Annotated in this window: 12 protein-coding genes; 8 read left to right on the top strand and 4 right to left on the bottom strand. The window is 66.7% G+C overall.

Annotated elements, in window-relative coordinates; translation table 11 throughout:
- Positions 1 to 11: 11 nt before the first annotated feature.
- The 6 genes from J8F10_RS15120 to J8F10_RS15095 all read left to right on the top strand — a co-directional run bounded on the left by J8F10_RS15120 (position 12) and on the right by J8F10_RS15095 (position 7,047).
- Complete coding sequence (locus tag J8F10_RS15120) at positions 12 to 2,156, top strand: elongation factor G (RefSeq protein ID WP_210654881.1); 2,145 nt, start codon at positions 12 to 14, stop codon at positions 2,154 to 2,156.
- 220 nt (positions 2,157 to 2,376) lie between these two features.
- Positions 2,377 to 3,114 carry a MotA/TolQ/ExbB proton channel family protein gene (locus J8F10_RS15115; RefSeq protein WP_210654879.1) on the top strand — a complete coding sequence of 246 codons (738 nt, stop codon included), beginning with the start codon at positions 2,377 to 2,379 and terminating at the stop codon, positions 3,112 to 3,114.
- 114 nt (positions 3,115 to 3,228) lie between these two features.
- Positions 3,229 to 4,008, top strand: coding sequence for an ExbD/TolR family protein (locus tag J8F10_RS15110; RefSeq protein WP_210654877.1), 780 nt, complete (start codon positions 3,229 to 3,231; stop codon positions 4,006 to 4,008).
- Positions 4,005 to 4,622 carry an ExbD/TolR family protein gene (locus J8F10_RS15105; RefSeq protein WP_210654875.1) on the top strand — a complete coding sequence of 206 codons (618 nt, stop codon included), beginning with the start codon at positions 4,005 to 4,007 and terminating at the stop codon, positions 4,620 to 4,622. The genes J8F10_RS15110 and J8F10_RS15105 overlap by 4 nt, the downstream gene beginning before the upstream one ends.
- A 185-nt stretch (positions 4,623 to 4,807) precedes the next feature.
- Positions 4,808 to 6,262: an HD-GYP domain-containing protein gene (locus J8F10_RS15100; RefSeq protein WP_210654873.1), complete on the top strand. Its 1,455-nt coding sequence runs from the start codon at positions 4,808 to 4,810 to the stop codon at positions 6,260 to 6,262.
- Positions 6,263 to 6,330: 68 nt separating this feature from the next.
- Complete coding sequence (locus J8F10_RS15095) at positions 6,331 to 7,047, top strand: CPBP family glutamic-type intramembrane protease (RefSeq protein ID WP_210654871.1); 717 nt, start codon at positions 6,331 to 6,333, stop codon at positions 7,045 to 7,047.
- 13 nt (positions 7,048 to 7,060) lie between these two features.
- Here the strand turns inward: J8F10_RS15095 and J8F10_RS15090 are convergent, their stop codons facing one another.
- The 4 genes from J8F10_RS15090 to J8F10_RS15075 all read right to left on the bottom strand — a co-directional run bounded on the left by J8F10_RS15090 (position 7,061) and on the right by J8F10_RS15075 (position 10,198).
- Positions 7,061 to 7,600 carry a hypothetical protein gene (locus tag J8F10_RS15090; RefSeq protein WP_210654869.1) on the bottom strand — a complete coding sequence of 180 codons (540 nt, stop codon included), beginning with the start codon at positions 7,598 to 7,600 and terminating at the stop codon, positions 7,061 to 7,063.
- A 50-nt stretch (positions 7,601 to 7,650) separates the two neighbouring features.
- Positions 7,651 to 8,064 (bottom strand): Minf_1886 family protein, encoded by a 414-nt coding sequence (locus J8F10_RS15085; protein ID WP_210654867.1) that lies wholly within the window; start codon positions 8,062 to 8,064, stop codon positions 7,651 to 7,653.
- An 89-nt stretch (positions 8,065 to 8,153) separates the two neighbouring features.
- A complete protein-coding gene (locus J8F10_RS15080; RefSeq protein ID WP_210654865.1) occupies positions 8,154 to 8,978 on the bottom strand; it encodes a PSP1 domain-containing protein in 825 nt (274 codons plus the stop codon).
- Between the two features lie 224 nt (positions 8,979 to 9,202).
- A complete protein-coding gene (locus J8F10_RS15075; protein WP_210654863.1) occupies positions 9,203 to 10,198 on the bottom strand; it encodes a GTPase in 996 nt (331 codons plus the stop codon).
- 528 nt (positions 10,199 to 10,726) lie between these two features.
- Between J8F10_RS15075 and J8F10_RS15070 the strand changes: the two genes are divergently transcribed.
- Together J8F10_RS15070 and J8F10_RS15065 are read left to right on the top strand one after the other, a co-directional pair.
- Positions 10,727 to 11,551, top strand: a complete 825-nt coding sequence (locus J8F10_RS15070; protein ID WP_210654860.1) for a purine-nucleoside phosphorylase — start codon at positions 10,727 to 10,729, stop codon at positions 11,549 to 11,551.
- Positions 11,552 to 11,638: 87 nt separating this feature from the next.
- Positions 11,639 to 14,188 (top strand): hybrid sensor histidine kinase/response regulator, encoded by a 2,550-nt coding sequence (locus J8F10_RS15065; RefSeq protein ID WP_210654858.1) that lies wholly within the window; start codon positions 11,639 to 11,641, stop codon positions 14,186 to 14,188.
- The last annotated feature ends 138 nt before the right edge of the window (positions 14,189 to 14,326 follow it).

The following is a 14,326-nucleotide window of genomic DNA, read 5'->3' as shown; positions in this document are numbered from 1 at the left end:
GAGTTCACGTCATGGCCGTAAAACATGTGGTGGAAAACGTAAGGGACATTGCACTCGTCGGGCACCGAGCCGCGGGCAAGTCCAGCCTGGCCGATGCCCTCCTCTTCGACGCCCACGCGGTCGACCGACTCGGGAGCGTGGACGACGGGACGTCGGTCGCCGACTCCGACGACGAGGAACACAAGCACCACTTCTCCATCGACACCCACGTCCTCCACGCCGACCACGACGGCAAGCACCTCAACATCCTGGACGCCCCCGGCTCCCCGGACTTCATCGGCGCCGCGCTCGAAGCGCTCGCGGCCGTCGAGACCGCGGTGATCGTCGTCTCCGCGGTCAACGGCGTGGAGATGAACACGCGGAAGATGTTCCAGGAGGCGACCGCGCTGGGCCTGTCGCGGGCGATCGTCATCAACAAGCTCGACGCCGACAACATCGACCTGCCCGGCCTGGTCGAGGGCATTCAATCGGCGTTCGGGAAGAACTGCGTGTTGTTCAACATCCCGGACCGGACCGGACCGGGGATGCGCGAGATCCACTGCCTGCTCGACCCGCGGCAGATCCTCCCGCCGTCCGTCCCGGTGGACGCCGCGGCCGCGCGGAGCCAGCTCATCGAAGCGGTCGTCGAGTCCGACGAGGCGCTGCTCGAGAAGTACCTGAGCGAGGGCAAGGTCACACTGGCGGAACTGGAGGCCGACATCACCCGGGCGATGGACACGGGCACGCTGATCCCGATCTTCTGCGCGTCCGCGAAGAAGGACAAGGGCGTGAAGGAACTGCTCGACGCGCTCAGCCGCTACGGGCTGTCGCCGACGTTCTCCCGCAAGCGCCTCGAGGGGCTGCAGATCGGGTCGAACGGGTCCACGCACCAGCTCGAGCCGACCGAGTTGGAGGATTTCGTCGCCCAAGTGTTCAAGGTGGTCAACGACAAGTTCGTGGGGCACCTGAGCTTCGTCCGCGTGCTCGCGGGTAAGCTCCAGCACAACCACAACGTCGTGAACCTGCGCAGCGGGCAAACGCTCCGCGTCGGGCACCTGCTCGAGGCCCAGGGCAAAGCGACCACGCAGGTCCACGAGGCGGGGCCGGGCGACATCGTCGCGATCGCGAAGGTCGAGGGGCTCGAGATCGGCGACACGATCGCGTACACGAACCACGCGCCGAAGCTCCCGCTCCCGCACTTCCCCACGCCGATGTTCGGGCTCGCGATCGAGCCCAAGACGCGCGGCGACGAGCAGAAGATTTCCGTCGGGCTGCACAAACTCGCGGCCGAGGATCCGACCGTGAAGGTGAAGCAGGACGCCCAGACGCACGAGCTCGTCATCAGCGGCGTGAGCCAACTGCACCTGGACATCATCCGCGAGCGCCTCAAGGCCCGGTTCGGCGTCGAGGTGAACACGAAGGAGCCGAAGATCCCGTACCGCGAGACGATCAACGGCGAGGCCCCGGGCGACCACAAGCACAAGAAGCAGACCGGCGGGCGCGGGCAGTTCGCCGAGGTCCACATCCGCATGTACCCGCTGTCGCGCGAGATCAAGGACCAGGCCCAGTGCGAGTCCGAGTTCGCGAACAAGAGCCGCTTCGAGAAGCTCCGGAGCGTCCACTACGACCCGGCGTTCAACTTCGCGTTCATCGACCACATCGTCGGCGGCACGATCCCGAACAACTTCCTCCCCGCGATCGAGAAGGGGTGCAAGGAGATGCTGGAGCGCGGCGTTCTGGCCGGGTACCGCATCCAGGACTGCGCCGTGGAGGTCCACTTCGGCAAGTACCACGACGTGGACTCGTCCGAGGCCGCGTTCAAAACGGCCGCGCGGCACGCCTTCAAAAAAGCCTTCATGACGGCCCGGCCGTCGCTGCTCGAGCCGATCGTGAAGCTGGAAATCACCGTGCCCAGCAAGTACACCGGTGCGGTTCTCGGTGACCTCCCGACGAAGCGGGCACACGTCGAGAACCAGGACAGTTTGCCCGGCGACATGACCGTGATTTACGCGCGGGCGCCGCTCGCCGAGGTCGCCAAGTACGCGGCGCAACTGGGCGGCATGACGCAGGGGCAAGGTTCCTACGCGATGGAGTTGAGCCACTACGACATGGTGCCCGCGAACGTGCAGCAACAAATCGTGAGCAAAGCGCAGCTCAAGGACGCCGAGGAGGATTAGTCCGGTTTCGAGCCGCGGCCGCACGGTCGCGGCTCGTTCACCCCGCTTCGCCGATGTGATCGGACCAGTGCCCGCGCCAACCGACAACGCGCCATCCGCGCAACCCGCGCCGGCGGCACGCGGTCGGGTCACGATGAAACGAAACACTTGTGGAAGACCCCGCCGAAGAACGATAATCCTAGATGTACCTCACGTCGCGCGCACCCTGGGAACCACCCGCATGAACGCGGTTTACGATTTCTTCATCAAAGAGTGGTACTTCTCGATCCCGCTCGTGATTATGTCGCTGATCGCGGCGGCGCTGGTCATCTGGCGCCTGTTGCTGAACAACACCGCGAACACGGACATGGACGACTTCCTCCCGCTGTTCCAGCAGACGCTCCGGAAGGGCGGGATCAAGGCCGCGGTAGCTCTTTGCAAAGAAGAGAAGGGATTGATCCCGAACCGGCTCTTCATCGCGGGCCTGGAAGCGGCCGACCAGGGGGCCGCGGCGATGCGCCGGAGCATGGCGAACGAGAACGAACTGGAAATCGTCCCTCGACTCCACTTCCTCCTGGCGCCGATTCTCGCGATCGCGAAGATCGCGACGATGGTGGGGCTGTTCTTCACCGTCATCTCGATGATTAACACGTTCAACGCGATCGGCGAGGGCGCGTCGAGCGGGAAGGCGAAGGAGATCGGCGGCCACGCCTCCAAGATCGGGCTGGCCCTGTTCGCCACCGCGCTCGGGCTGTTCACCGCGATCCCGCTCGTGTTCAGCCACGTGCTGTTCAAGGAGTGGATCGCGAAGTTCGAGATCCGGGTGAAGGCGTCGTCGCAAAAACTCATCACGCTCGTGACCAACTACAAGAAGGACCCGAAGCTCCTCGATCAGAAGGAAAAGGAGCCCGAAGACGCCGATGATGACGATGAAGAGGACCGCGCGCGCCGGGCCAAGCGGAGAGCGCGAGCGGATTAAGGCTCCCGGGCCAACGCCCGCCGGTCACGTCCCGTTGTAGCTCAGTGAATCCCTTGGTGCGACGAGCATCAAGGCGCTCCGCCGCGGTCCCGAGATTACCAGCGAGTTCCGCCAATGGCCGCGATTCCGAAGGCGTTCGACGTGTGGTTCGTCGCCGCGAACACGGTCTACAAGGCCGTCCCGTACAACATCGTCGCCGACTGGACGCAGCAGGGCCGGCTCTCCCGCTCCGACAAGGTGCGGCCGGCCGGCACGACGACGGCGTGGGTCGCGGTCGGCGATAACGAACTGCTCGCCGACTACCTCGCGCGCCCGTCGGCCGCGATCACCGCGCCCGCGGCTCTCCCCGTGCCCGAATCTGAAGATGCCGCGCCTGCGGAGGCGCTGCCCGCGGAAGCCGCGCCGGTCGAACTGCCCGACCCGGAACCGGGGGCGCGCGTCCGCCGGCCGGAAGACGATGACGAAGTGGACATGATCCCGCTCATCGACATCAGCATGGTGCTGCTCGTCTTCTTCATCATGATCCAGGCGTCCGGCGCGCTCGCGCCCGTGGACGTGCCGGAGATGAAGTACGCGGGCCAGCTCACCAACGACCCGGACGCGATCACGATCACCATCGAGAAGCTCAACACCGAGGACGTGTACTACTCGGTGCGCGTCGGCAACGTGGCGCCCAAGCCGAGCCAGGACATGCTGCAGCGGCCGGAGGACGCGCTCAAGGCGCTCAACGAGGCGCTCGTCGGCACCACGCGGCCCCCCGAGGTGCGCATCGCGTGCCGCAAGGATTTACCGCGCGAGCGCGTCTACGAGTTGCGGCGCGAGCTCGAGCCGCTGCGCAAAAAGGGCATCATCAACTCCACCGTCGCGACCGTCGTTGAGGCACCCGAAAAATGAGCGCGTGGCACGTGCGCAAGGAAGGTTCACCGGACGTACTCGCTCTCCCGACCGCGGGAGAAGTCCTTACCGGGCTGCGGGACGGGAACTTCCTCCCCACCGACGAGGTGCGGGGTCCGACCGACATGGTGTGGCACGCGATCGAGGTTCACCCCACCTTCGCGGAGGCGGCCCAAGACATCGACCCTCCTCCGTCGGAGGAGGCCGACGACACGCACCTCGACATGAACCCGCTCATCGACGTGTGCCTCGTGCTGCTCATCTTCTTCATCCTCACGATTACCTATGCCTCACTCGAGCGCGCGCTCGACGTGCCGCCGGACTCGGCCGAGGACAAGGGCATCCCGCAAATCTCCAAAGAAGAGTTGAAGGACCGCGTGTTCAAGGTGATCGTGAAGATGGACGGTGAGCGCCCGGTCATCAAGATCGAGGGCAAGGAGGTGAGTCAGGAGCAGATATTCACCGAGATGCAGAACGTCATCAACGCGACCGGGCGGAAGGAGATCCTCCTCGACATCGATAAGAGCGTCCCCTGGGGCGTCGAGACCGCGATCCTCGACGCCGCGAAGGGCAACAAGGTCCACAACATCATCAACAATCAACGCAGCCGGTAACAGGTTCTCACCGCGACCCATTTTCCCTGCGGTACCGGAGCTCGCCCAGCTTCGCGCCTCCGATCCGCCCAATCCGCAAAATCGGCTCAAGTCTCCAGGCCCGACCGGTCGATTACTGGCGATAGGGGGACGGAACCGGCTTCGGGAACCGGTTCCCGCTGGTGGCGCGACTGGGGAGAGGTGCCGTGAGCGATACGCGAGGTCTGCTCGATCGAATTTCCGCGTTCCGGCAACGGCTCGACGCGACGCCGCAACTCATCCCGGACGCGCTCCTAGTCGACCCGGGGGACCACATCGGGATCGTGTCCGAGGCGGAGACGTTCCGCTTGTCCCTCAAGCGGATCGCGGGCGGCGACCCCGAAGTCACCGAAAAGCCGCGGCCGCAACCACAATTCACGGAACGCGCCCAGCGGCTCCTCGCGCGGGCGAAAGAGCTCCTCGACCGCCAGCGCAAGTTCACGGAAGACCCGCTGTTCGCCGCGTATGCCGGTGGGACCGAGCCGGACGCGCTGGTGGACTACCACCGGGAAACGGTGGGCGTGCTCGATTCGAGCGTGCGGCTCGCGCAGGCGTTCCCGGACTCGGCCGGCGCGCAACTGAAGATGTGCGAGGGGCTGACCGGGTTGCTCGCGGTCGTCCAGGACCGCTTATCGATTCAGGAGCGTGTCCTCGCCGAGCGCCGACGGGATTCCGACCGCATCGACCGGCTCGCGGGCTTCTTCGCCGCGCTCCACTGCAACCTCCCGACTACTCTGGAGGCGGTCGCGGCGCTCGCGGAAGAGGTGCTCGAGGACGCCCGGCTCGCGAAGCCGATCCGGTTCGTGTCCGCGCCGGTCGATTCGGCCCACGCGCCCGGCGGCGCGGTCGCGTTCCCGGTGCCGGCCCGGTTCGTCGCGGCCCACGCGCTCAACGTCGCGCAGGTCGTGGCGCGGATCGTGCCGTTCGACTACGAGTGGGCCGCGCGCCCGCTCGCGCCGGTGGTCGCCGCGCTCCTCATGGACTGCGGAATGGTGACCGTGCCCTCCGCGCTGCTCGCGAAGACGGACCCGCTCACGCCCGACGATCGCCGGGTTCTGGAAGCGCACCCGAAACTCGGTGCGGAACTGCTCCTCTGGCGGTTCCCGAACCTCGCCGGCCCGCTCGCCGCGGCCATCGCCACGCACCACGAGCGCGCGGACGGGACCGGGTACCCGGGCGGGCTGCACGGGTCGCAGGTGCCCCCGCTCGGGCGCCTGCTCCGTGTCGCAGACGTGTACGCGGCGCTCAGCGAGAACCGCCCGCACCGCCCGGCGGCCGACCCGCGCGCCGCGCTGACCGAAGTGCTCCTGATGGCCGAACAGCGGCAGATCGACCGCGACTTCGCCGAGTACCTGCTGAACCTGTCGTACTACCCGGTGAACACCGTGGTCGAGCTCACCGACGGGCGGACCGGGGTCGTCGTCGCGAACCACGCCAACCGACTCGACCCGCGCGCGCCGGGGCGCCCGGTCGTCGCGGTTCTAACGGACGCAGAGGGGGCGATGCTGCCCCGCGCCGAGCACCTGGACTTGTCGGCCGCGGACCACGGCAGCATCGTGAAAGCAGTCCCCGCGGCACGGCGCCGAGAACTCCTGGGGAGCCGGTACCCCGACTTGGTTTAGGGGGCGGACGGCGGGCGGCCGAGGCAGTGCGCTGTCTTTGCCGCTAGCCGGCCGCCGTCTTTCGACCCATGAAGTCTTACCTCTTGGCCACGCGCCACCCGTGGGTGTGCTTCCTGTTCCTGGTGCCGCTCCTCGTGGCCTACGAGGGCGGGCTGTTCTGGCTCGGCGGGGACCAGGCCGCGCGGTTCCGTAACGGCGCGGACGCCTGGTTCCGCTGGGCGCTCGAAGTGTTCGGCGCGGGCCACGTCTTGATCGCGCCGGCCATCGTTCTCGGCGTGATGCTCGTGTGGAGCTGGTGGCGCTGGGCCGACCGCCCCGAAGACCCGGTGACCGCGTGGTTCGGGATGGCGTTCGAGAGCGTACTGTTCGCGGTCGTGTTGTGGCAATTCAGCCGGAACTTCGGGCCGATCATTGACGGCCTCGGAATCAAACTCCAAATCACGGTCCGCACCGCCCCACCGACCCAGATCCTCACGTTCATCGGCGCGGGCATTTACGAAGAAGTGCTGTTCCGGCTCGGCTTGTTCGGCGGGCTGGTGCTCGTGCTGCGCACCATCGGCATCCCGGGACTCGTTGTGGTTCCGGCGGCCGCGTGTGCGGCGGCCCTGGCGTTCGCCGCGGCCCACCACATCGGCCCCTACGGGGAACCGATGCGGGCGGACTACTTCGTGTTCCGAACCACCGCCGGGCTGTACTTCACCGTCTTGTTCGTGGCACGCGGGTTCGGGATCGCGGTCGGCGCGCACGCGGGGTACGACGTGCTCGTGGGCGTAGTGGTAGCGTGACCGCTGTGCGCCTTTACGGGAATAACTTTTTCACCTGATCGAGCAAGTCGGCTTCGGTTTTGTCCGACCACGGGTAGATCACGGGCAGCCCGACAGCGGACGGATCGGTGCCGGGCAAGCGCGGCCGCTCCGCGAGCAGGTACGCGTCCCGGTTCCCTTCAAAGTGCGAGGCCGCGTCCTTATTCAACAGGAGCAGGTACCGCCCCGGCCCCGCGTACCCGACGCAGTCCGGCAAATTCGCGACGCCGATCTGAGCCTCCGGCGCCGGGCCGTCCTTGAGCGACTGGAGCACTTTCACGACGATCGCCGGCCGGTCGGCCTTCTCGCTCAGCGCCAGCGGAAACGCGCCCTGCTGCGGAACTTGGCGGATCAGGTGAACGACGCGGCCGTCCTCACCGGTCGTCAGGTCGGCCACAACGACGACGGTCGCCCCGGCCGCTTGCGCGCGAGAGATTATGGGGGCGTGGCTCTTCGTGAGGGCCGTAGCACCCAGCCACCCGAGCCACCCGACGAAGAGAACCGCGGCGACGATCAGCCGAATCCGTTTACTCATGATGGCTGCCACAAACTCCGCCAAAGGAATACGAAACCCCGCCGACCGGCTCACCGGTCCCCGCGCTTGGCCACGTCACCGAGCGTGATCTCGAACCCGTCGCGGAGCGTTTGGGAGATGTCGAACAGGTCGTGGAAATCGTCCGGGTCGTCGCGGTCGGACTTGCTCAGGCGCTGCACTTTGATGAGCTTGAACACGATCTCGCCGACGTGGTCGGTGGTCTTGATGCCCCACTGCTTGAACACGACCTGGGCCATCATGCCGAACTCGCGGAGCGCGAGCGCGCACGTGCCGTTGAGCAGTTCCGAGCCGCTCACGTGCCGGTCGTCGCTCTCCTCGTCGTGCTCCACCGCGGCGCGGCCGAGACGGTCCTGGGTGAACGTGACCGCGTCGCAGACGAACTCGTAGGCTTCGTAAGCGAACCGCGGGTCTTCGCGGCACAGGTCAAGAATCCGAGGGTCCACAGTTTCTCCTGCTGACGAACGGCCGGTGGGCACCGACCGATGAAACCGACGCGAACCCGCTGGGCGATGTTCTCACCGGCGACACCATCTTACAACCTTGTCAGCACCTCGTCGGCGGCAACGGGGAGCCGGCGCCCGTCCTCGAACTCGATGAGCAGCCGGCGCGCGAGGATCTCGTGCGCCAGCACCTTCCCCTGTCCCTTCGCGGTGACCACGCGCACGCCGATCGGCGGCAGCTCCTTCTGGAACTCTTCGTAAACGTCCTGCTCGAACCGGAGGCAGCACTTTAGCCGCCCGCAGCGCCCGGAAATCTTCGTCGGGTCGAGCGTGGACTTCTGCAGTTTCGCCATCCGCATGCTGACCGGCGGCATCACCACCATGTGCGTGTTGCAGCACACCGGCTTACCGCAATCGCCGTAGTCCGCGAGCAACTTCGCTTCGTCGCGCACCCCGATTTGACGCAGCTCGATGCGGGTGTGGAACTCGCGGGCCATGCTCTTCACGAGTTCGCGGAAGTCCACCCGCCCCTCGGCGAGGAAGTAGAACACGAGCCGCTCGCCGCCGAAGATGTACTCCACGTCCACGATCTGCATCGCGAGCCGGTGCTGGTTCACGAGCTTGGTGCCGGTCTCGTACTGCTGCTTCTGTTGGAGCGCAATGTTCGCGATCTTCGCCCGGTCCTCGACCGTGGCCACACGGACGAGTTCCCCGTGCGTCGGCTCCGGGATCGCGGCGAGGGCTTGCGGCGTGGCCGGGCACAACACTTCGCCGCTCTCCAGCCCGCGCTCGGTGCGCAGAATGGCCACGTCCGCGCGGCGCACGATCGCGTTATCGGGCGCGGTGAACGCGCCGATGAACCGCATCGACCCGTGCCGGACGAGGTAGGGCGTCGGCGGTGCAGTGGTTGGAGTCATGACGATATCATCGCGCGAGAGGTCGGAAGTTTCAACGCGAAGCCCCTCATAGGCGCACAGGGCTTCCGCCCTGTGCTACGGAAGCCGGCCCCTCCGGGGCGGAAACGCACTGGCAGTACCGATCTTCACCCCGAAGGGACGGCCCACTGTGGCCGTTGGTATTTTTGCCTTCGCCCCGGAGGGGCCGGCTTCCGTAGCACAGGGCGGAAGCCCTGTGCGCCCTCTTACGTGTGTAACTCAACCACGTCCTTGTCGTGCAGCACGTGGTCGCGGCCGACGGTCTGGCCGTCGTGGACCGCGGTGCCCCACACGCGGGCCGACTTCACCGTGTCTTCGAGGTCGCGGTGGACCTTGCCCGCCAGTTCCGCGACCGTTGCGCCGATCGGCGGCGTGAACGGGCTGGTCATGTCCGCCGGCTTACCCGGTTGCTTCGTGTAGATCCGCATCACGCCGAGGGCGCCGTAAATCGCCTTGCGGAGTTCCTCCAAACCGTCGCCGCGCTCGCTCGAGACGACGAACAGAGGGAACTGCGTGCCGAACTCCTCGCGTGCGATCTCCAACCGAATGTCGGCGGCCTCGTCATCACTCTTGTTTGCTACGAGCATCGCGGGAATCGCGTACACGGTGGGGTCGTCGATGGGCGGACTTCCCGGCGGCACGAGTTCCCGGCGCGCAAGTTTTAGTCGATCGATGGCTGCACGAGTCGCGGCCGGGCCGTCGTCGTCCGCGAGGTCGAGGAACAACAGTGCGGCGTCCGCGGCGCGGGTGATGTCCGTGACGAAGGTCTCGTAGTGGTCCGCGGTGATCGGCGGCAGGTCGATCAACTGCACGCGGACGTCCTCGTAGTCCATCATCCCCGGCGCCGGTTCGCGCGTCGTGAACGGGTACGGTGCGACCGCCGGCGTCGCCTTCGTGAGCTTCGTGAGCAACTGCGACTTACCCGCGTTCGGCGGACCGAGCAACACCACCTGCCCCGCCCCCTGGCGCGGGAACTTGAACGTGCCCGGCGCGGCCTTTTTCGGCCCCTGCTTGGCCTGCTCGATCTGGTCCGTGAGTTCGGAAATCTTGGTCTTGAGTTCGGCCTGAACCTTCTCGCTCGCCTTGTGTTTGGGCAGGAGCACCCACATCTCTTTGAGCGCGACGAGTTTGTCTTCGGGCGTTTGAGCCTTCTTGTACCGAGCGTCGGCGTCGTGATAGTGCGGCGGCAAGTTGACTGCCATGATTACTCCGGTCCCTGTTCCCGCGGTGGCGATGCGAGAGTCAGTGTACGATCCGGCCGAAGTGCGGGTGCCCGGTCCCACCAACCGACCCGGGCGCGGCTAACATTCGCTAACATTTTCGGGGGCCGCGATTGTTAGCCAATCGACGCAATTGTCTGCGAAACAAGGCGTTGCGAAAAGCGCTCTCAACTCGTCGAAACCGTGTTTCAGACGCAGAAGGCCCGCGCGACGAACTGCTCCAAAGACAACCTACCCCCCGTCCCCCTCCCTGAAGGGAAGGGGAGCAGGCGCGCAAAACCTCTGAGCTTGGTATCACGCCAGTTGGCTGTGAACCGCCTGCACCCCTTCCCTTTAGGGAGGGGGACGGGGGGTAGGTTCTTCACCCTGCACAAGTGTGCGATTACCCAGAATAATACCACATACTGAACACACGAACAAGTTCTTTGTACCTAATCCGCCCCGGAATTCGCCGCCGCTAAGCGCGAGGGGGATCGTACAACAACACCCGACCCCACACCCGGAGCCCCCATGTCCACCGCGCTGTACGACCAGATCCAGGAAGCCGCCGCGTTCGTTCGGGCGAAGTGGAAGCACGCGCCGACCGCGGGCATCATCCTCGGCACGGGTCTGGGCAAGTTCGCCGAAGACGTGGAGACGGACGTCGTCATCCCTTACGAGGAGATCCCGCACTTCCCGCGCTCGACCGCGCCCTCGCACAAGGGGCAACTCGTTTGCGGCACCCTTGCCGGCAAGAAGGTCGTGGTGATGGAGGGGCGGTTCCATTTTTATGAGGGGTACTCGCTGCAACAGGTCACGTTCCCCGTGCGCGTGATGAAGGCGCTCGGGGCCAGCGCGCTGGTCGTGAGCAACGCCTGCGGGGGGATGAACCCGCAGTGGGGTCGCGGGGACATCATGCTCATTGAGGACCACATCAACTTGCTCGGCGACAACCCGCTAATCGGGCCGAACGACGACCGGCTCGGCGACCGGTTCCCGGACATGTGCTTCCCCTACGACCGGGAGTTGCTCAAAATCGGCCGGCGCGTCGCGCTGGAAGAGCAGATCGTCTGTCACCAGGGCGTGTTCGTCGCGGTGAGTGGGCCGAACCTCGAAACGCGCGCTGAATATCGCTTCCTACGAACCATCGGCGCGGACGTCGTGGGCATGTCCACGGTGCCCGAGGTGATCGTCGCGGTTCACGCCAAGATGCGCGTGTTCGGGATCTCCGTCATAACCGACGTGTGCCTCCCAGATTCGCTAGAGCCCGTCAGCCTTCCCGAAATCATCGCGACCGCAAATGAAGCCGAGAAGAAATTGCGCGTGTTGGTCCGTCGCGTGGTAGCTGAAATTTAAAAAATGGCGCGAGTTCGTGGCGGAGTGGTGAGAAGCGAACTACGCTTGGACAGAAATCCGTAGTCCCTGCCCTTACTGCTCCTTTTCGTGACGCGAACAACACCACACACAACCGACAAGTTGCGCTGCGCCGGGTGGTACCTGGCGGGCGTGTTCGCGGTCGCGATCGCGTACTACGCGACGGCCCGGGTCGGGTTGCTGTTCTCGGTCGAGGGCACGCACGTCGCGTTCATCTGGCCGCCGACCGGGATCGCGGTGGCGGTGCTGTCCCGCGCCGGCCGGAAATTCTTTCCAGGAATATTCTTAGGCGCAATCGCGTGCGAGTTTCAACTGTTCCCCTGGTGGGTCGCACTGTGTGTTTCGGCCGGTAACGCGGTCGGGCCGCTCATCGCCGTCGAAATCCTCCGCCGCTTCCGGTTCAACCCGACGTCCGCCGGGCGCCGGGACCTATACGCATTCCTTCTGGCCGGACTCGTGGGGATGACCGCGACGGCGACCAACGGCGCCCTCTGGCGCATGCTCGGCGGCCTTCCCCCGATCGAACTCGTTCCGGCATGGCTCGTCTGGTGGCTCGGCGACACGGCCGGGTTGCTCATCGTCGCGCCGCCTCTCCTCACCGCGGTCCGCCCGCGTATGAACCGCAGCGCGATCCGCCCCACACTCGTATTGCTCCTCACCACCGTGCTGTGCGGGATCGCGTTCACGAACGCGGCCGCGGCCCCGGTGCGCAGCTTGATGGTGTTCCCGCCGTTCATGCTCCTCATCTGGGTGGGGATGAACGAGCGGCTCCGCGTCGGGTCGCTGCACGTGCTCATCCTGGCGGCCTTCGCGGTCGCGGGCACGTCCGAAGGGGTCGGCGCGTTCGGGCACCTAGCCCCGATGACCAAGATGCTCATGGTTTGGGCGCTCGCGATCACCGCGGCGCTCATCACCCTCGCGATGACGACCACGCTCGCCGAGCGCGAGCGCGCGGAAGCGGCCCTCACCACCGCGGCGCGCGAGTACCAGAACCTCGTGGACAGCACCCCGGCGGCCATCGTGCGGTACACGCCCGAGGGCAAACTCACCTTCGTGAACGAGACCCTGTGCCGGTTGCTCGGGTACCCGCGCGACCTGCTGATCGGGCAATCGGTGATGGAATTCATCCCCGAGATGCCGCGCGAGGAAATGGTCGCCGACCTGCCCGTACCGCAACCGATTACCGGCCCCGCGTCGGGCGCGTCCGGGATGATCCGCAAGCCCGACGGCTCGTGCCTCTGGTACCGCTGGACCGCCCGGCACATCACCACCGGTGACGGGCGGAGCGAGATCCAGGCGGTCGGCATCGACCTCACCGAGCGCCGGCTCGCGGAAGCCGAGCGGACCGCGCTCGAGCGCAAGATGCAGGACACGCAGCGCCTCGAAGCGCTCGGCGTCCTGGCCGGGGGCGTGGCACACGACTTCAACAACCTGCTCGCGGGGATACACGGGCACGCGGAACTGGCGGCCGGTTTGCTCCCGGAGGGGCACCCGGCCCGCGACCACCTCGCCACCGTGTTGAGCGGCGTCGCGCAGGCGGGCGGGCTGACGCGCCAGTTGCTCGCGTACTCGGGTAAGGGCCGGTTCCTGCTCCGCACGATCGACCTGAACGAGCTCATCAGCCAGACCACGGAACTGCTGCGGGTGACCCTGCCCAAGAAGGTGCAACTGAACCTGCACCTGTCGCCGACGCTCCCGCTTATTACGGGCGACGACGGGCAGCTCCGGCAGGTTCTGATGAACCTGCTCATCAACGCCGGCGAAGCCATCGGCGACCGGGCCGGGACCGTGACCGTGACCACGACCGCGCACGACCTCGCACTCGAGGCGGTCAGCGGCGGGGTGTACAGCCCGGCCGCGCCGGGGCAGTTCATCGAACTCATCGTGTCGGACACCGGGTGCGGGATGGACGACGCGACGAAGGCCCGGCTCTTCGACCCGTTCTTCACCACGAAATTCACCGGGCGCGGGCTCGGGATGTCCGCGGTCCTCGGGATCATTCGCGGGCACGGCGGCGGCATCCGCGTGGACAGCCGCGCGGGATTCGGAACCCGGTTCACCGTCCTGCTCCCGGTAACAACCGAAGCGCTGCCCGAAGCCGTGACCACGCCCGCGCCGATGGACCCGCTGCTCCGCACCCCGCTCGAATCCCCCCCGCGCCACCGCCGCGGGCGGCGCACCGAATCCATTCCGCGGCCCCAACCGCGGGCGACCCCGGCCCCGGACCCCCGGCCCGCGCCGGCGGCCGTCGCCGAGGCGCGCGGGCTCGCGCTCGTCGCGGACGACGAACCGATCGTCCGGCAGGTCGGTGAACTGATGCTGAAACAGATGGGGTACGAGGTGCTCACCGCGTGCAACGGCGCGGAAGCCGTGGCCCTGTTCGTGGCCCACGCCGATCTCGTGCGGGTGGTGCTGCTCGACCTGATGATGCCCGTCATGGACGGGGCGGAGGCCCTCGCCGCGATCCGCGACCGCTCGACCGTTCCCGTCATCCTGTGCAGCGGGTACACCGCCGAAGCGGTGCCCGAAGACCTCGCGAGCGACTCGGCCACCGGGTTCTTGCAAAAACCATACGCCCGCGGCGATCTCCAATCGGCGCTCGCGGCCATCGGCGCGTAACGCGACCCCTTCAACGGTTCGCGGTCAACCCCAGACCGATCCCGGCCCCCACGAGCAGCGTTCCCGCGGCGCGATCGGCCGTGGCGTGACACCGGGGCGCTTCGCCCAGTGCGACAACCGGCCCGCCGCGAACCCGTA

This window comes from Gemmata palustris (assembly GCF_017939745.1).
Classification (GTDB): Bacteria; Planctomycetota; Planctomycetia; order Gemmatales; family Gemmataceae; genus Gemmata; species Gemmata palustris.
This window is presented reverse-complemented; position numbering and strand designations above follow the sequence as displayed.

What these genes read in the sequence shown, in the direction of transcription:
- J8F10_RS15120 (WP_210654881.1), top strand. Translation starts at nt 12, where the DNA reads ATGGCCGTAAAACATGTGGTGGAAAACGTAAGGGACATTGCACTCGTC.
- J8F10_RS15115 (WP_210654879.1), top strand. Translation starts at nt 2,377, where the DNA reads ATGAACGCGGTTTACGATTTCTTCATCAAAGAGTGGTACTTCTCGATC.
- J8F10_RS15110 (WP_210654877.1), top strand. Translation starts at nt 3,229, where the DNA reads ATGGCCGCGATTCCGAAGGCGTTCGACGTGTGGTTCGTCGCCGCGAAC.
- J8F10_RS15105 (WP_210654875.1), top strand. Translation starts at nt 4,005, where the DNA reads ATGAGCGCGTGGCACGTGCGCAAGGAAGGTTCACCGGACGTACTCGCT.
- J8F10_RS15095 (WP_210654871.1), top strand. Translation starts at nt 6,331, where the DNA reads ATGAAGTCTTACCTCTTGGCCACGCGCCACCCGTGGGTGTGCTTCCTG.
- J8F10_RS15090 (WP_210654869.1), bottom strand. Translation starts at nt 7,600, where the DNA reads ATGAGTAAACGGATTCGGCTGATCGTCGCCGCGGTTCTCTTCGTCGGG.
- J8F10_RS15080 (WP_210654865.1), bottom strand. Translation starts at nt 8,978, where the DNA reads ATGACTCCAACCACTGCACCGCCGACGCCCTACCTCGTCCGGCACGGG.
- J8F10_RS15075 (WP_210654863.1), bottom strand. Translation starts at nt 10,198, where the DNA reads ATGGCAGTCAACTTGCCGCCGCACTATCACGACGCCGACGCTCGGTAC.
- J8F10_RS15070 (WP_210654860.1), top strand. Translation starts at nt 10,727, where the DNA reads ATGTCCACCGCGCTGTACGACCAGATCCAGGAAGCCGCCGCGTTCGTT.